The sequence below is a fragment of the Allosalinactinospora lopnorensis genome (assembly GCF_000981225.1).
Lineage (GTDB): Bacteria > Actinomycetota > Actinomycetes > Streptosporangiales > Streptosporangiaceae > Allosalinactinospora > Allosalinactinospora lopnorensis.
In genome coordinates this window covers 16,412-32,656 of the sequence record NZ_LAJC01000044.1, presented here as the reverse complement: position 1 = coordinate 32,656, position 16,245 = coordinate 16,412, and the positions used below count along the sequence as shown (strand labels likewise).

Sequence of the window (16,245 nt, the reverse complement as noted above, 5' to 3'; positions counted from 1 at the left end):
CATCCCCCGATCGCCGGGGAACGAGTGCATAGAAGTGGCGATCCTGGGGACGCGTTGTTCGCATGACTCCGGGTAGTCGGTGAAGGGTTCGCTTACCGTATCTCTGAGTCGAGGCCGTGAGATGTCGAAAGAAGATGCTTCCAGCGCGCGGGGCGATGGGACGTCCGCGGGGCGGGGGGTGTTCGGCCGGCTGCGGGGGGCGTTGCAACGGGCCCGCGGCCACGGTGGTCCCGAACGCGAGTCCCTCCTCCTCATCCTCAAGAGCACGTTGGCCGCTACGGCGGCCTGGTTCATCGCGCAGGAGCTCCTGCAGTCGGAGTACCCGGCCTTCGCGCCGTTCGCCGCGGTGCTCATGCTGCAGGTGACGGTGTACCAGTCGGTGCTGCAGTCCATGCGGTTCGTGCTGGCGGTCGCGCTCGGCGTCTCCTTGCAGGGGCTGCTGGGGTTCCTCCTCACGCCGCACATCTGGACGTTCGCCGTCGTCACCCTCGTAGCGCTGGTCATCGGCCGGTGGCGCCGCCTGGGGAGCCAGGGGAGCCAGGTCGTCACCGCCGCGTTCTTCGCCTACACCGCGTTCCTCAGCGTCACCGAGACCCCGGACCGGCTGAACCTGTTGGCCAGCCTCATCCTGCTGGTGCTGATGGGCAGCGCGATCGGTGTCCTCGTCAACATCCTGATCGTGCCGCCGATGCGCTACCGCAGCGCCGAGTACGGTGTCACCAACCTGGCCAGCGCCGTCCAGGGGCTCATCAGCGACATCTCCGCGGCTCTGAGCGACGGGCGGAGCAGGGAGGGCGACAGTGAGGACTGGTGGTACCGCACCGACGACCTCGAAAAACTCGCCGACCAGACGCAGCACACCATCACCGGCGCCGAGGAGAGCGTCCGCTGGAACCCGCGCCGGCTGCTGCTGAACGAGGAACCGCCCTTCGGCGGCTACCGCACCGTCGTCGACCGGATGCGGCGCATCAGCGCGCACCTGAGTTCCCTCGTCGAGACGCTGCGCCGCACCAGTGACGACCCCGACGTTCCGCACGAGGACTTCCTGCGCCGCTACGGTGCGTTCCTCGGGCACATCGGCGACGCCGCGCATCTGCTGGTCGAACTCGACTCAGCCCGGCTTCGGGAGCAGAGCCGGCAACTGGAGGACTGTGTCGAGCAGGCGCGGAGCGACCAGTCGGCCCTCACCCGGATTACGCAGGAGCACGAGCTCAACCTGGTCGACGAGTCCCGCGTCTACGGTGGCCTGCTCCTCGACGCCGAACGCCTGGTGGAAGAGTTCGACTACATCCACCACACCCTCACGCGTGTGATCCGGCATCCGGAAGACGACCCGGAAGCCCCCCACTCGGCGGAGTCGGGCTGACCGCCATCCTCCACGGCCCTGCGGAGGGCTCCCGGCAGGTCGTCCACAGGGCGGGGCTCACATCAGCGGTTTCCGGTTCCCGGCGTCGCGGCGCATGAGCCACAGGAAGAACGGGGCGCCGCACAGGGCGGTGAGTATCCCCACGGGGATCTCCTCGGGACTGGCCAGGGTGCGGGCGGCGAGATCGGCGACGACCAGGAACACGGCGCCGAGCAGCGGAGCCACCGGGAGAACGCGGCGGTGGTCGGTTCCCACCAGCAGGCGGGCGATGTGCGGCATCATCAGCCCGACGAACCCGATCGCCCCGCTCACGGCGACCATCACCCCCGTAGCCAGGGACGCCAGCACGAACATGACCGCACGGAACCGGTGCACCGGCAGCCCCATCCCCGTTGCGGTCTCCTCGCCCAGCATCAGCACGTTGAGCGAACCCATCTGCAGCACCAGCAGCACCAGTACCGCGAGCAGCACGACCGACGGCAGCGGCAGCATGTCCCAACCGGTCCCGCCCAAACCACCGAGTGTCCAGCGGGTCACCTGCTTCGCGGCGTGCGGATCACCGGAGGTCATGATGATCAGATTGGCGGCCGACAGCATGACCTGCCCCACGACCACGCCCGAGAGGATGAGCCGTGTGGTGGTCGTCCGGCCGCCGGTCTGCGCCAGCAGGTACACCGCGATCAGGGAGGCCAGCGCCCCCAGGAACGCCGATACCGGGAGCGAGTACAGTCCGAAGGCGGTGAAGCCGGAGATCACCACCAGTACCGCGCCGAACGTCGCGCCCGAGGAGACCCCCAGCAGCAGGGGGTCGGCCAGCGGGTTGCGGACCAGCGTCTGCAGCACCACACCGACCAGCGCCAGTCCGGCACCGACCACCGCCGCCAGCAGCACCCGCGGGAGCCGCGCGGTCAGCACGATCGCCTCGTGCGCCCGCGGCCAGGCCGGCTCGACCAGGTCGGGGAACACCCGGTGTGCCAGGATCCGCCAGGTGTCGACGAACGAGATCTCCACCGAGCCGATGATGACCGCGAACGTCATGGTCACCGGTAGCGCGGTGAGCAGCGCCGGGAGCACGACGGGCAGCGGCAGCGGGCCGCTGCGGGCGGGGCCGCCCGCCCCGGATCGGCCGCGGGCGAAAGCCTTTCTCAGCAGCACGCCGGTTAGAACGCGTCGGGGTGGAGCTGCTCGGCGACCTCGGTCACCGCGCCTCCTACGCGCACACCCACCACGACAGAGGACAACGGGAGCACGCCGAACCGCTCCTCGCGGACGGCCGGCGTCCCGGCGAGCGTGGGGTCGGCCAGCACCGCCTGCTTCTTCTCCTCGGCCGTGGTGGCGCCGTAGTCGTAGATGAGGATCGCTTCGGGGGAGCGGTCGGCGGCCTGCTCGATGGAGACGTCGGAGAAGGCGTCGTCCACGTCGTCGAAGACGTTGCTGCCGCCGGCGCGCTCGATGATCTCGGTGCCGATTCCGCCGCCGCCCGAGGTGAAGACCGTGTCGTCGATACTGTCCACGACGAGGACCTCCACGGGATCGACGCCGTCCAGCCGCTCCGAGACGGTCTCGACGTCGGCCTCGATCTCGGCGATGGTCTCCTCCGCCCGGTCCTCGACACCGAAGATCTCCCCCATGTTGCGGAGCTCGGTGGCGACGGTGTCCATCCCCACCGGTCGGTGCACTCCTCCAGGCTTTCGTAGGTTCCGATGCCGAGCTCGGCGAGCGCGTCCCGTCCCCGGCCCTCGGCGGCGTCGAACGCGCTGGCGCCGAACCCGGCGTAGACGAAGTCGGGCTCGGCCTCCAGTAGTTTCTCCAGGGAGGGATACTCATCGGCGAGGACCGGGACCTCCTCGTAGGCGTCGCGGTACTCCGGGAGCACTTCGTCGTCCAGGTAGGCGGTCCCGACCAGCCGGTCCTCCAGGCCCAGCGCGAGCATCACCTCGGTCACGTGCTGGTTCATGGTGACCACGCGTTCCGGGGGAGCGGTCACCTCCACTTCGACGCCGCAGTTGGTGATGGTGACCGGGTAGCCCTCGGCCGGGGCCTCTCCGCCGCTGTCCGGGGCGGCACCGTCACCGCAGCCGGTGAGCGTCAGCGTGAGCGCCGACGCCAGCACCAGGGGTCGGGGCAGGGGAAAACGGTGGGGGACTGATGTGGCACGTCTGGTTCCTCTCGCGGGAGCCGGGCGCGGCGAGAGGTACGGGCACGAGCGATCGTCCCGGCATGTGGTCCTCCCCGGGGTCCGCGCCCCTGGTCGACGACAATGTCGCGACGGCCCAGTCTCCTGACTCCCGGGTCATCGCCTCGCCCGGCCTTCCAGCGTGTGCACGCCGTGGCTCGCTGCGGGGGTCGGCTCACCGGTCACAGTGGCGGGACCGTGCCGGATTCGCACCGGCTTCCTGGTCTCCGTCGCCATGGCCTATCGTAGGGCGCCGCCCGTGCCTCCCAGTGGTCAGGGGCGGTGTTCCGGTGGAGAAGCGGGGCGTGCGGCCTCCCTCGGGCTCGGGCTCGGCCCCGGAATCAGGGAGGTGAGCGGCGTAGAGATCCTGTGATCGGTGCTTTGTGGCCGAAGCCCCGGGTGGTCGTGGCCCTGCTGGGACGGGATATGTCCGACCCGACAAAGAGGCGCGGACAAGGCTGGCCGAAACCACAATCCCGAGCGGGGCGGACCCCCGGCATGATCTCGGTAAGCAGGCATCTTCGTACCGGTTATTGCCCGGAGCGCCTCAGGCGGGTCAGGATCGCCCCTGTCTCTCCCTTCCCCCCACCCCACACGAACGAAAGAAATGAGGGAGCCTAGTGAGCAGCTCCACATTGGCATCGGTCGCGACCTTCGCCGTGTACTTCGTGGTGATGGTCGTGATCGGTTTCTGGGTCTTCAAACGGACCGCGTCCCTGTCCGACTTCGTTCTCGGCGGTCGCCAGCTGAACAGCTGGGTGGCCGGGCTGAGCGCCAACGCCAGCGACTTCAGCGCCTGGCTGCTGCTGGGGCTTCCCGGCGCGATCTACCTGTCCGGGCTGGGCGAGGCCTGGATCGCCGTGGGCCTGGCCATCGGCTTCGCCGCCAGTTGGTACCTGCTCGCGGGCCGGCTGCGCCTCTTCACCGAGCGCGCCACCGACGCCCGGATGGGCGGTGAGTCCAACTCCCTCACCCTCTCCTCGTACCTGGAGAACCGGTTCGGCGACCGGGGCGGGATGCTCCGCGGTGTCTCGGCCGTCCTGATCCTGGTCTTCTACCTCTTCTACGTGGCCTCTGGACTGGTCGCGATGGGCGGCCTGTTCGAGCAGGTCTTCGGCATGTCGGCGAACACGGCCATCGTCCTGGGCGTGTCGATCGTGGTGCTCTACACCTTCCTCGGCGGTTTCCTCGCGGTGAGCTACACCGACGTCATCCAGGCAGCGATGATGTGGATCGCGCTGCTCGTCGTGCCGGTCGTCGCGATCGTCGCGATCTTCATGGACCCGGACAAGGGCGTGGACGGGGACCTCGGATCGGTCTTCGGCGGTGTCTCGGGCCTGGAGGGCGCCTGGAGCCTGTCCGACGCTCTCGTGCCCGTGGTGGTCATCTCCGGCCTGGCCTGGGGCTTCGGTTACCTCGGACAGCCGCACATCCTCGCCCGGTTCATGGGCATCCGCTCCCCGCGCGACGTTCCCGCGGCGGGTGTGATCAGCGTCAGTTGGGCGGTCACCGCCATGGCGCTGGCGCTCGTTGTCGGGTTCACCGGGGTGGCCTACTTCGACCAGCCGCTTGGGGAGGACATGGCCGAGCAGGTCTTCCCGCAGCTGATCCAGGCCCTGATGAACCCGTGGATCGCCGGCTTCCTGCTGGCGGCCATCCTCGCGGCGGTCATGAGCACCGCTGACTCCCAGCTCCTGGTCGCCTCCTCCGCGCTGACCGAGGACGGCTACCGGGCCTTCCTCAAGCGCGACGCCTCACCGATGTCGCTCGTGTGGATCAGTCGTGCCGCCGTTGTCCTGGTCGCGGTCGTCGCCGCCGGGATCGCGCTGTCCGGCAACAACACCATCATGGACCTGGTCGGCTACGCCTGGGCCGGGTTCGGTGCGGGCTTCGGGCCGGTCATTCTGCTCTCGTTGTACTGGCGCCGGATGAACCGGGCCGGCGCGCTCGGCGGGATGATCGTCGGCGGCGCCATGGCCATCATCTGGGACGTCCTGGATGAGCAGGTGCTGGGAACCGGGCTGTACGCCATGGTCCCGGCCGTGGCCGCGAGCTTCCTCGCCATCGCCGTCTGCAACCCCATGGGACGGGTCTCCGAGCAGATGGAGCAGGACTTCGACCGCGTGGACGGGGAGTTCAAGGAGCTCAAGCCGGTCGTCTGAGCACCTTGGCGCACACCGCGCGTGGACCCGCGGACCGGGAAGCGGTCCGCGGGTCCACGCGTTCCGGTGTCACGTCGCGTGCTCTGCTCCATCTGGCGTGTAATAAGAGGTACCGATAGAAAGGTGCCATGTCCGCCAGCAACGATCGCCCCGCTGTGTGGGCCCGGCTTGACGTCCCCGCGGGGCTGGGGCTGGGCACACTGATCGCCGACCTGGACGGGTTCCGGTTGGAGGGCAGCGAAACGGTCGCCGACCAGCGCGACCGGTTCTCCTCCCGGTTCACGGTCCGCGCCGACCTGGCCTGGGTGACCAGTGAGGTCCGCGTCGAGGTGCTGTCGGAGCGCGGAGCGCAGGTGCTCGAACTGATCCGGAGGGGCGAGCACTGGAGGCTCGACGGCAGGCCGGCCCCGTCGCTCAGCGGCTGCGTGGACGTGGACGTCGCGGCCACACCGCTCACCAACACCCTGCCGATCCGCCGCCTGGGACTGCAGCCCGGAGAGTTCCGCGACATCCCGGTCGTCTGGATCGATGTCCCGAGTCTGCAGGTGCGGCGCGTGGTCCAGCGCTACACCAGGCTCGGCTCGGCCGAGGGACGCGAACGCTACGAGTACAGCGATTCGGAGCACGGAGCTTTCGCGCTGACCGTTGACAATGACGGCCTTGTCGTGGACTACCAGGGCCTGGCCACGAGGGTTTCCTAGAGGGAGGTTCCTGGTCGTGGGGTCGGCGTTCGACCGCTGACCTGCGGGATCCGGAGACGTCCCTTCGCGTTATACTCGCGACGTCCAATGCGGCCGGTTCCGGACAGCGGAGTTACGCATAATTCGGCACATAGCGGGTAAACAGTAAATTTTTCGCGTTGACGCAGGTCAGAAGGGTAGCCTGCGCGTGTGGTAGGCGTAGTACCACCCAACGGCGCGGGATTCGTATCGCTTGCGGCACGTCTCGTGCTTCTAAACTCGCTACACGACGCCTCCGGCCTCCCAGGCGTCTGCCTCCCCATCTGAGGAATCCTCGCGTATGAGCATTGAGCAAACCGAGTCGGGACGCTTGATCGTCGGACGCTATCGGCTCTCCCAGCCGATCGGCGAAGGCGGCATGGGCCGTGTCTGGCAGGGCACCGACGAGCTGCTCGACCGCCCGGTCGCCATCAAGGAACTCAGTATCTCCCCGAACCTGCCCCCGCGCGAGATCGATGTGCTGCGGGCCAGGATGCTGCGCGAGGCGCGCAGCGCCGCCCAGCTCAGCCATCCGTCGATCATCACGGTCTTCGACGTCGTCGAGAGCGACGGCCGGCCGTGGATCGTCATGGAGCTGGTGCGCGGCGATTCACTGGGAGATCTGCTCAAACGCGAAGGCGCGCAGCGCCCGAGCGGGTCGCCAGGATCGGCCTGCAGGTGGTCGCGGCCCTGGCCGTGGCGCACAACCGGGGCGTCGTGCACCGCGACATCAAGCCGGGCAACGTCCTGATCGCGCGCGGCGAACGCGCCGTGCTCACCGATTTCGGGATCGCGCTGCTGGAGGGCAACACCAACCTCACCAGCACTGGTCAGCTCATCGGGTCGCCCAGCTACCTCGCCCCGGAACTGGCCGAAGGCGGTTCGGCCACCCCGGCCTCCGACATGTGGGCGCTCGGCGTCACCCTGTACCAGGCGCTCGAAGGCGACCTTCCCTTCCAGCGCGCCACTCCTATGGCGACGCTTACCGCCATCGTCACCGAGGAGGCGCCCTCGCCGGTCGCCGCCGGGCCACTCCGGCCGCTGCTGGAGCGGCTCCTCGACAAGGTGCCCGAGCGCCGGCCCCTGGCGGCGGAGGCGCATTGGATGCTGCGCGTGGCGGTCGATGCCGTGACCTCGTCCGATGCGCCGCAGGAAGAGCAGTCCGCTGCGAGCGCTCCGGAGGAGGGGGCGGAGGAGCCGACCTCCACCATGCCGGTACCCCCGGTGGTGGCCGCGACCATGCCCCCGGAGCCTCCCGGGCCGCTGCCTTCCGCGCCCGCGGCGTCCGCGCCGTCCCCGGCGTCCGAGCGCCGGAGGAAACTGCTCCCGACCGCGGCCGGAGGCGCGGCGGCGGTGGCGCGATCGTAGCGGGGTTCTGGCTGGGGCTGAGCAGCGGCGACGAAACCGACCCGTCAGGCGAGGCGCCCCCCGCGGAGGACCTCCTGGAGGATCCCGAGAACAGCGCCGAGGCGGAACCCCCGGAGAACGCTCCCCCCCTGGCCCGGCACGAGGACCCTACGGGCTTCTCACTCGACGTGCCCGCGAGCTGGGAGCTGGACCAGCGCGACAACGGGGTGTTCTTCTTCAACCCCGCGGGGGGCTACCTGCAGATCGACCAGACCGACACCCCGGCCGACAACGCCAAGGAGGACTGGGAGCGGCAGGAGAGGACCATATCCAGGGGGTTCAGCGGCTACCAGCGTGAGGAGATCGTGGCGCTGGACGAGCCCTACCTCGACGAGTACATCAGCGCCGCCGACTGGGAGTTCACATTCGCCGACTCCAACGGGCGGATGCGCGCGGTCAACCGCGCGTTCCACAACGAGGAGAAGGGCTACGCCCTGTTCCTGGTCTCCCCCGAGGAGGACTGGGAGGAGAACCGGGAACTCCTGGACACGATGACGGAGTCCTTCGAACCCGCGGAGTAGCCGCCGCGCTCACCGGCCGGACCGTGGCATCGGGGCTACACCCATCAGGGGCCCCGTCCTCTGCGCCCGGCACCGAGCGGCCGCTCCGCCCGCTGATCCGGTCACGAGGCCTCGGCCGTGACCGCCCGGCCCTCGATGAGGAGTTCCCCGGTACCCATGTTCACCCGTCCCCGGTGTGAGACGGCGGTCCGGTTGAGCCCGACCAGTCCCGGCGCGGCCGTCCGGTAGAGCGCGAACGCGTCGATGGTGAACCAGGCGTCGGGCCAGGTGAAATCCGGGTCGAGCAGCACATCGAGCGATGGGAGCTGGAGGCCGGCGGGAGGCGTGGCGTATCCGTACACCTCGGCGCTGGTCTGGTACCGGTCGGTGCTGACCAGTTCGCGGGCCTCTATGGTGCCGACACCGTCGGGGCGGACCGTGAAGTGGTCCGTGCCGATCACGCGCGCGCCGGCGGGTTCCCCGGTCACGATGCGGCCCTCGAAGCTGTTGACCATCCGGACGCTCCGGGAAGAGCCCGACGATCACGAGCTCGGTGAGTCTGCCCTCCATGCGGAACAGCAGCCTGGTGTCCTGTCTGTCCTGGGTTGCCGTGTCCATTGCTCCCCCTCTGCTCAACCGTGCGCTCCCGAGCCCGTGTCTTGGCCCTGCACCCACCCTCGCGCCGGAAGGGGTGCCGAGAACGGGGGCGAAGGTCCTTTCCCCATCAGTTGAACGTCGACTGCGATCCTGATTGGCGGACGCTACATGGGGATGGGCCGGTATGGCCGGAGCGCGCCTCGCGGACCGGCGGACGAAAGGGCGGACGCGGAGGGGACCGGCACAGGTGTAGCCCGCCCGCGCCCCGCGACCGGCGGTGTTGAGACGGAGCGGGGTCCCCAGGTCACATCGCCCCCCTCATTTCAGCAGGTGGCGGGCCATGACCAGGCGCTGGATCTGGTTGGTGCCCTCGTAGATCTGGGTGATCTTGGCGTCGCGCATCATGCGCTCCAGAGGGAAGTCGCTGACGTAGCCGGCGCCGCCGAGGAGCTGGACCGCGTCGGTGGTGATCTCCATGGCCGCGTCGGAGGCGTAGCACTTGGCGGCGGCACCGAAGAAGGAGAGGTCGGAGTCGTTGCGCTCGGACTTGGCCGCGGCGACGTAGACCATCTGGCGGGCGGTCTCCAGCTTCATGGCCATGTCGGCGAGCATGAACTGGATGCCCTGGAAGTCGGCGATGGCCGTGTCGAACTGCTTGCGCTCCTTGACGTAGGCCACGGCATTGTCCAGTGCGCCCTGCGCGATGCCGATGGCCTGCGCCCCGATGGTGACGCGAGTGTGGTCGAGGGTGCGCAGCGCGATCTTCAGCCCCTCGCCCGGCTCGCCGACGAGACGGTCGCCGGGAATGCGGACGTCGTCGAAGAACAGCTCGCGCGTGGGCGACCCCTTGATGCCGAGTTTCTTCTCGGGCTCGCCCAGAGCGAAGCCGGGGTCGTCGGCGTGCACGACGAACGCGCTGATGTTGCTGCCGCGTTTGCCGTCCGGGTCGGTGACCGCCATGACGGTGTAGTACTCGCTCACGCCGGCGTTGGTGATCCAGGACTTCTGGCCGTTCAGGATCCAGTCGTCTCCGTCGGCGACGGCCTGGGTGCGCATGCGCGCGGTGTCGGATCCGGCCTCGCGCTCGGACAGCCCGTAGGAGAACATCGCTTCGCCGCGCGCCGTGGGCGTCAGGTAGCGCCGCTTGACGTCCTCGGAGGCGCCGAGGATGAGTGGCATGGTGCCCAGCTTGTTGACCGCCGGGATCAGCGACGAGGAGGCGCAGACACGGGCCACCTCTTCGATGATGATGCAGGTGGCGAGCGCGTCGGCGCCGACACCCTCGTAGTCCTCGGGGATGTGCGCCGCATGGAAGTCGGTGGCGCGCAGGGCGTCGTAGGCGGCCCGCGGGAACTCGCTGTTGGCGTCCACCTCGGCGGCGTGAGGGGCGATCTTGTCCTCGGCGACGGCATGTACGGCCTCGCGGAGCTCCTCGTGCTCCTCACCGGTCTGGAACAGGGGAAAGTCGCTCATGGGGGTTCCTCGCTCTCGGGCCTTCGTTTTGGCACTGCGTGCCTAATTATGGCATTTAGTGTCAGGGTAGAGGGTGGGCGGCTTTTCGTGTCGACCGGGTCGGTTATGTTCGCTTCCAGACAGCCGGCGCGATGGGGGAGCAGGAGCGTGGAGGAACCGGGCGGATCCGAACGGGGCAGGGCGGGCAAGCCCGCGCGCCGCCATGTCGTGGCAGCCGCTGTGCGGCTCTTCGACGGTGCCGGGTACGAGGCGACCACCATGGACGGCATCGCGGCGGCCTCCGGTGTGAGCAGGCGGAGCCTTTTCCGGCACTTCGGCTCCAAGGAGGACATCCTCTTCGCCGAGCACGACGAGCTCTTCGAGACCGTCACGCGCTACCTGGAGGCGACACCCGGCGACGACCCCGCGGCCACCGTCTGCGCCGCCGCCCGCATGGTCTTCCAGGCCTACGTCGACGTCCCCGAGATCACCGTGCCCCGCTATCGGCTGGTGCGCGCCGTTCCGCGGCTGCGCGACCGCGAGATCGCCATGACCGCCCGCTACCAGGGCGCGTTCAGCCGTTACCTGGCGCGGGGGGAGACCACCGGCCCCCGGGTGCTCGCCGGTGAGGCGCTGGCCGCCTCGGTCATCGCCGCGCACAACCACGTGCTGCGGTCCTGGCTGCACGATCCCGACCAGCCCGTCCCCTGGGCGCGCTTCGACCGCGCCATGGAGTTCGTGACCCGCTCCCTTGGAGCGATGCTCCGGAGCTCCGGGCAGACCGCGGCCGCCGGGGAAAGCCCCCGTGACACCGTGCTGGTCGCGGTCTACCCCTCGTCCACGGGCGGTACGGACGTACTGCGCCGGGTAAGCGAGGCCCTGGGGGAAGGCCCCGGCTGAAGGCGCACACAAGCGGGCCCCGGGGAACATCTGTCCTTCCGGGGCTCGCTGTTCGTCCAGGGCGGCCGGCGCGCGGAGACGTCCCGCCGGCTGAGGTGGTCAGGGGCCGCCGGTCGTGGTCCCACCGGAGGGCATGTCCGGGCGCTCGTGCGCGCCGGATTCGCGCTGGGTGGGTGCGGTGGCCCTCGTGGCGTCAGTGCGGCCGGCCTGGTAAGAGGCGGCCGCCCTCGCGACCTCCTCGTCCCTCGTCTCCGTCGACCATCCCGCGGTGAGGCCGTAGATCACCACGACGTTGAGGACGATGACCGCCAGCGACCAGATCGGGAACGCGGCGAGGAAGCCGAGCTGGAGGACGGCCCCGATGCCGGCCAGCACCACACCGAGGACGCGCGCCCACATGTAGCCGTAGAAGAGGGCGATCCCGGTCAGGATCAGCACCAGGCCGAGGATAGCGAGGACGATCCCCCAGCCCACGAATGTGGCGGCTATCAGCAGTTGGCCTTCGGTGCCGACGAAGAACGCCGGCGCGGCCATCGCCGTGATCCCCTGGATCAGATGGAACGCGCCCGCGAGCAGCACTACGGTCGCGGCGAACGCGCCCCACCCGTGGAGCTGAACGTTGTTCATAGATCTCACCACCGTTGATCCGTCTTGGCCAGTTATGGCGTTAACAGGCTCGTTGGCGGAGGACTAGCCGGAGACCCGATCAAGGCGACCGCTCCACCAGCCTTGCATCCAGGATGCTCCAGGGGCGGTGAAAAGCTCACCGGAAAATCGTAATGACCGTTTCAAGCCTGGCATCCGGCCCTTGGTGCGGTCAGGGGCCGGAATCCGGCGGTAAACACATCCGCCGCGACGGGCGCGGCCGCCCGGTAGGGCGCGAAACCGCCGTAGACGGCGGCACCGGATCCGGCGGGTAGCGGGGCGCTCCCCTCCCGCGGTCGCTCCTCGACGGTGTGCGGGACGCCGTCGCCACGACGGAGGCGACATTGTGTTCACCGTGTGATTAGCAGATTATGCACCGTATGTGAAGAAGTCGATTTCTTTGCCGTGTGCGTAACAATTCGCTGCCTTTGTGGTGTGCCGTACATCACCTGTGCGTGGATCCGCGAGAATTGTATGGTTTTACTTCACGGAAGTTTAATGAAACTGCATAGTGTCAACGGAATAACACGTGTAGGGCCCGCCCCCCGCGCCCTACACCCCGCGCATCTCCTGCATCCCCCGCCTGGAAAGGTTGACTCGGGCATGAGTGAAGACGGTAAAGAGCGCACGGCAGAGCTCCAGTACGACGATGGCGCGCTGCGCCTCCCCGTACTGACCGGGAGCGAGGGCGATGAGGCCATCGAGGTGAAGACACTGCTGGCGAAGGCCGGCAAGGTCGCGCTCGATCCCGGCTTCGTCAATACCGCCTCCTGTAGATCGGCGATCACCTATATCGACGGGGACGCGGGGATCCTGCGCTATCGCGGCTATCCGATCCAGGAGCTGGCCACCGGAAGCTCCTTCATCGAGGTCTGCCACCTGCTTATCTACGGTGAACTTCCGGGGCCGGGCGAACTCAAGGAGTTCGCCGACAAGCTGAAGGTGAACGCGGGGATCCCCGAGGAGATGCGGACCCTGCTGGACGCGTTCCCGCGCAACGGACACCCGATGACGCTCCTCGGGAGCGCCATCAACACGCTCGCCGCCTACTACTCCGACAGCGTCGACCCCTCCGACCCCGACCAGGTAGAGCTCGCCACGATCCGGCTGCTGGCCAAGCTGCCGACGATCGCGGCGCACATCTACCGCAACTCCGTCGGCGAGCAGCCGGTCGAGCCGGACGCCTCCCTCGACTACGTCGAGAACTTCCTGCACATGACCTTCGGTCAGGAGAAGGGCCAGGGAGAACTCGGCTCGCTGTTCGTCAAGGCGATGGACCTGCTGCTGATCCTGCACGCCGACCACGAGCAGAACTGCTCCACGGCGACGGTGCGTGTCGTCGGTTCCTCGCAGGCCGACATGTACGGCAGTGTCACCGGAGGCATCAACGCGCTCTTCGGTCCGCTGCACGGCGGTGCCAACCAGGCCGTACTCGAGATGCTCGAGGAGATCCGCCAGAGCGGCGGCGACATCGACGCCTTCCTGGAGAGGGTGAAGGCCCGGGAGACCCGCCTTATGGGGTTCGGCCACCGCGTCTACAAGAACTTCGACCCGCGCAGCAAGGAGATCAAGGGCCTCGCGAGCCAGATCCTGGCCAACCAGGAGCGTCCCGACGAGCTCTTCGAACTGGCGCTGCGGCTGGAGTCCAAGGCGCTCGCCGACTCCTACTTCACCGAGCGCAAGCTCTACCCGAACGTCGACTTCTACACCGGTGTGATCTACCGGGCAATGGGCTTCCCCACCAACATGTTCACGGTGCTCTTCGCCATTGGCCGACTGCCCGGCTGGATCGCTCACTGGCGCGAGCAGGCGGCCGATTCGTCCGCGCGTATCGCCCGTCCCCGCCAGCTCTACACCGGGCCGGCAGAGCGCGCCTACCCTGGGCATGCCTAAGGAGAGGCGCGTCCAGTGCGGCGCCGTTGGGGTCGCGCGGCGGTTCCTCCGGCCACCAGGCCCGGAGGGGAAGCCGCGCCCTCCCTCATCGGGGTCGCACGATGGTCGTGCCCAGGGAGAAGGTCGAAACTCCCCGAATGCGCGTCCCCCCGGAGCCGAGGCGGCGAAGCGTCGGGCACGTCTGCAGCGGGTGGACCGCACGGCCGGCGCCGCCGCCTGCGTGCCGCCGGCCGGGGGGCCGCTCCTTTCCCGCCGCGGGCCGGCACCGTGCAGCCGGCCGCGACCATGGCGGCATCCCTCCTTACCTGATTCTGAGAATGGAAGGAACAGGATAAAGAAGACTCAGTACTCCTTTCCCCGTTCTTGAGATCGCCCTGGGAGCAGTAGGGCACGGCAGGGATATGGTTGGTTGACGGGCGGGGGAGACATGCTCAACGATCTTGCGCGCCACTGGTGGGTCCTCACCGTACGCGGCGCCGCAGCAATCATTTTCGGTCTGCTGGCCGTGATCTGGCCGGGGATCACGCTGATCGCGCTCACCATAGTGTTCGGCGTGTACGCACTCGCCGACGGAGTCCTCGCCGCTGTCTCCGCGATCCGGGTGAGGAACGGGAACCGGCTGCCGCTGGCGCTCGAAGCCGTCTTCGGGCTCGGGTTCGGGGCGGTGGCGCTGGTCTGGCCGGGCGTGACCGTCATCGTACTGATCGTCCTCATCGGGGCGTGGGCGTTCGTCACCGGCATCTTCGAGATCATCACCGCGGTCCGGCTGCGCGAGGAGATCGAGGGTGAATGGCTGCTCATCCTCGCCGGGGCCCTGTCCGTGTTCTTCGGCCTGCTGGTGTGGTTCTGGCCGACCACCGCGGCCGTGGCGGTGGCCTGGATCATCGGTATCTACGCGATCGTGTTCGGCGCGGTGCTGGTCATGCTGAGCCTGCGGGTGCGCCGCGAGGGCCCGAGCGTGGCGAGGGACAACATCACCCTCTGACCCCGCGTACATCGCTCGATGTAGCCCGAGTGCCTCCGCGAGGCGAATGCGCGGTGCGGAACCCCTTTCCCAGTATCGAGCCGTTGGGTAAGCGGCTGTTCGGAGAGGGGAAACCGGTATGTGGGGACTGCGGACCGCGGGAGTCGCGCTGGCAGGACTGGTCGGCGGATTCCTCTGAACCACGCGAACCGGCGTCTTCGCCCAGGTGTCTCGGGGCGCTTCGAGCGAGAGGTGGCGCGCGGGGTGCGAAACCTGGTGGCCCGGTTGTCCGGTTCGCCGCTGGACGCGGCACTGGCCGCGGCCGTGAGCGTCATCCTGCTTGCCGGGGAACTGCTGACGGCCGACATCACCGGCGAACCGCTGGGGGTACCCAGTCTCGCCGTGCTGCTCGCCGGTGCGGCGTCTCTGTCGGTGCTGAGCCGGTGGCCACTGGTCACCGGAGTGGCCCTTGGTACCGCGACCCCGCTGTACTACATGCTCGGCAGCGTTGACGGCTGGAGCGGGTGGGGGGCGTTCGCCGTCGGTGTCTTCCGCCTGGCGGCGGAGCGCCACCGGTTGTCCGCCGTCGTCGGGACCACTGTGGCGTTCGGGTTCTTCCTGGCCGGCGAGATGGTCCACTTCGAGCTCGGCCGGTCGCTCATGGCGCTCGCGTGGCTGATCGTGGTGCTCGCGGCCGGGGAGATCGCGCGGAGTCGCCGCGCCTACCTGCACGAGTACGAACAACGGGCCGTCGAAGCCGAGCGGTCCCGTGAGGAGACGGCACGCCGCCGCGCCACCGAGGAGCGGCTGCGCATCGCCCGGGAGCTGCACGACGTCATCGCGCACAACATCTCGCTGATCAACGTGCAGGCCGGGGCGGCGGCGCATCGCCGCGACCCCGAGCAGGCCTACGAAACGCTCGCCTCGATCGGGCAGGCCAGCAAGGAGACACTGAGAGAGCTCCGGTCAACCCTCGGTGTGCTCCGGCGGGTCGACGAGAAGGACGCGGCGCCGGTGGCTCCGGTACCGTCCCTGGCGCGGCTCGATGACCTGGCCGCTCAGGTGACCCGGGCCGGTCTTCCGGTCAGCGTCGACACCGAAGGCGACCATGCACCGCTGCCCTCGGCGGTCGACCTGGCGGCCTATCGCATCATCCAGGAAGCCCTCACCAACGCCGTGCGACACGCGGGAGCCACAGGGGCGATGGTGTCCCTGCGCTACACGTGCGGCACGGTCGCCGTGCAGATCGACGATGACGGGGACGGTGTGCCCGGGACCGCTGTATCCGCGGGGGAGGGACTGCGCGGCATGCGCGAACGCGCGACCTCCGTGGGGGGCGACGTCACCGCGGAGCCGCGCCCGGAGGGCGGTTTCCGGGTGCGCGCCGTACTCCCGCTCAGTGGTGGCACCACCGGCATGTGACGTACCCGCTGGCCTCTTCGCCGGTGTCCGCCCGCTCGGCTG

12 protein-coding genes, 1 pseudogene and 1 riboswitch are annotated in these 16,245 nt (G+C 68.9%); of the genes and pseudogenes, 8 read left to right on the top strand and 5 right to left on the bottom strand.

The features are described 5' to 3' along the window. Nucleotides 1–121: 121 nt before the first annotated feature. Complete coding sequence (locus VS93_RS16435) at nt 122–1,366, top strand: FUSC family protein (RefSeq protein ID WP_082126938.1); 1,245 nt, start codon at nt 122–124, stop codon at nt 1,364–1,366. A gap of 57 nt (nt 1,367–1,423) precedes the next feature. On the opposite strand, the gene VS93_RS16430 is transcribed toward VS93_RS16435, so the two are convergent. Both VS93_RS16430 and VS93_RS32575 read right to left on the bottom strand, forming a co-directional pair. Continuing rightward, nucleotides 1,424–2,515, bottom strand: a complete 1,092-nt coding sequence (locus VS93_RS16430; protein WP_394298829.1) for a FecCD family ABC transporter permease — start codon at nt 2,513–2,515, stop codon at nt 1,424–1,426. 11 nt (nt 2,516–2,526) lie between these two features. Next, the gene (locus VS93_RS32575) at nt 2,527–3,027 is read right to left on the bottom strand and encodes an ABC transporter substrate-binding protein (protein ID WP_269082866.1); all 501 of its coding nucleotides are present in this window, start codon (nt 3,025–3,027) and stop codon (nt 2,527–2,529) included. Between the two features lie 592 nt (nt 3,028–3,619). Then, a riboswitch (cobalamin riboswitch) is annotated at nt 3,620–3,789 on the bottom strand. Nucleotides 3,790–4,162: 373 nt separating this feature from the next. On the opposite strand from VS93_RS32575, the gene putP reads away from it, so the two are divergent. From putP to VS93_RS33465, 3 genes and pseudogenes are all read left to right on the top strand, one after another. After that, nucleotides 4,163–5,704, top strand: coding sequence for a sodium/proline symporter PutP (putP, locus tag VS93_RS16420; protein ID WP_046470799.1), 1,542 nt, complete (start codon nt 4,163–4,165; stop codon nt 5,702–5,704). A 128-nt stretch (nt 5,705–5,832) separates the two neighbouring features. Further along, nucleotides 5,833–6,405 (top strand): putative glycolipid-binding domain-containing protein, encoded by a 573-nt coding sequence (locus VS93_RS16415; RefSeq protein ID WP_046470798.1) that lies wholly within the window; start codon nt 5,833–5,835, stop codon nt 6,403–6,405. A gap of 319 nt (nt 6,406–6,724) precedes the next feature. Beyond that, nucleotides 6,725–8,351 (top strand): annotated as a pseudogene (locus tag VS93_RS33465) (protein kinase domain-containing protein). 101 nt (nt 8,352–8,452) lie between these two features. On the opposite strand, the gene VS93_RS16405 reads toward VS93_RS33465, so the two are convergent. Together VS93_RS16405 and VS93_RS16400 are read right to left on the bottom strand one after the other, a co-directional pair. Further along, entirely contained in the window at nt 8,453–8,845 is a 393-nt protein-coding gene (locus VS93_RS16405; protein ID WP_046470797.1) for a hypothetical protein, read from the bottom strand. 400 nt (nt 8,846–9,245) lie between these two features. Beyond that, nucleotides 9,246–10,400: an acyl-CoA dehydrogenase family protein gene (locus VS93_RS16400; RefSeq protein WP_046470796.1), complete on the bottom strand. Its 1,155-nt coding sequence runs from the start codon at nt 10,398–10,400 to the stop codon at nt 9,246–9,248. 147 nt (nt 10,401–10,547) lie between these two features. Here VS93_RS16400 and VS93_RS16395 point away from each other — a divergent pair, with 147 nt between their 5' ends. Further along, nucleotides 10,548–11,279 carry a TetR/AcrR family transcriptional regulator gene (locus tag VS93_RS16395; protein WP_046470795.1) on the top strand — a complete coding sequence of 244 codons (732 nt, stop codon included), beginning with the start codon at nt 10,548–10,550 and terminating at the stop codon, nt 11,277–11,279. Between the two features lie 99 nt (nt 11,280–11,378). Here VS93_RS16395 and VS93_RS16390 read toward each other — a convergent pair whose 3' ends face one another. Beyond that, on the bottom strand, nt 11,379–11,906 hold the full coding sequence (locus VS93_RS16390; RefSeq protein ID WP_052745800.1) for a DUF7144 family membrane protein: 528 nt from the start codon (nt 11,904–11,906) through the stop codon (nt 11,379–11,381). 621 nt (nt 11,907–12,527) lie between these two features. Between VS93_RS16390 and VS93_RS16385 the strand changes: the two genes are divergently transcribed. The 3 genes from VS93_RS16385 to VS93_RS16375 all read left to right on the top strand — a co-directional run bounded on the left by VS93_RS16385 (nt 12,528) and on the right by VS93_RS16375 (nt 16,203). Further along, nucleotides 12,528–13,817, top strand: a complete 1,290-nt coding sequence (locus tag VS93_RS16385) for a citrate synthase (RefSeq protein ID WP_046470793.1) — start codon at nt 12,528–12,530, stop codon at nt 13,815–13,817. Between the two features lie 427 nt (nt 13,818–14,244). Beyond that, nucleotides 14,245–14,802 carry an HdeD family acid-resistance protein gene (locus VS93_RS16380; RefSeq protein WP_046470792.1) on the top strand — a complete coding sequence of 186 codons (558 nt, stop codon included), beginning with the start codon at nt 14,245–14,247 and terminating at the stop codon, nt 14,800–14,802. 243 nt (nt 14,803–15,045) lie between these two features. Continuing rightward, entirely contained in the window at nt 15,046–16,203 is a 1,158-nt protein-coding gene (locus VS93_RS16375) for a sensor histidine kinase (RefSeq protein ID WP_052745803.1), read from the top strand. Nucleotides 16,204–16,245 lie beyond the last annotated feature (42 nt).

What these genes read in the sequence shown, in the direction of transcription:
- VS93_RS16435 (WP_082126938.1), top strand. Translation starts at nt 122, where the DNA reads ATGTCGAAAGAAGATGCTTCCAGCGCGCGGGGCGATGGGACGTCCGCG.
- VS93_RS32575 (WP_269082866.1), bottom strand. Translation starts at nt 3,027, where the DNA reads ATGGACACCGTCGCCACCGAGCTCCGCAACATGGGGGAGATCTTCGGT.
- VS93_RS16415 (WP_046470798.1), top strand. Translation starts at nt 5,833, where the DNA reads ATGTCCGCCAGCAACGATCGCCCCGCTGTGTGGGCCCGGCTTGACGTC.
- VS93_RS16405 (WP_046470797.1), bottom strand. Translation starts at nt 8,845, where the DNA reads ATGGTCAACAGCTTCGAGGGCCGCATCGTGACCGGGGAACCCGCCGGC.
- VS93_RS16400 (WP_046470796.1), bottom strand. Translation starts at nt 10,400, where the DNA reads ATGAGCGACTTTCCCCTGTTCCAGACCGGTGAGGAGCACGAGGAGCTC.
- VS93_RS16390 (WP_052745800.1), bottom strand. Translation starts at nt 11,906, where the DNA reads ATGAACAACGTTCAGCTCCACGGGTGGGGCGCGTTCGCCGCGACCGTA.
- VS93_RS16385 (WP_046470793.1), top strand. Translation starts at nt 12,528, where the DNA reads ATGAGTGAAGACGGTAAAGAGCGCACGGCAGAGCTCCAGTACGACGAT.
- VS93_RS16380 (WP_046470792.1), top strand. Translation starts at nt 14,245, where the DNA reads ATGCTCAACGATCTTGCGCGCCACTGGTGGGTCCTCACCGTACGCGGC.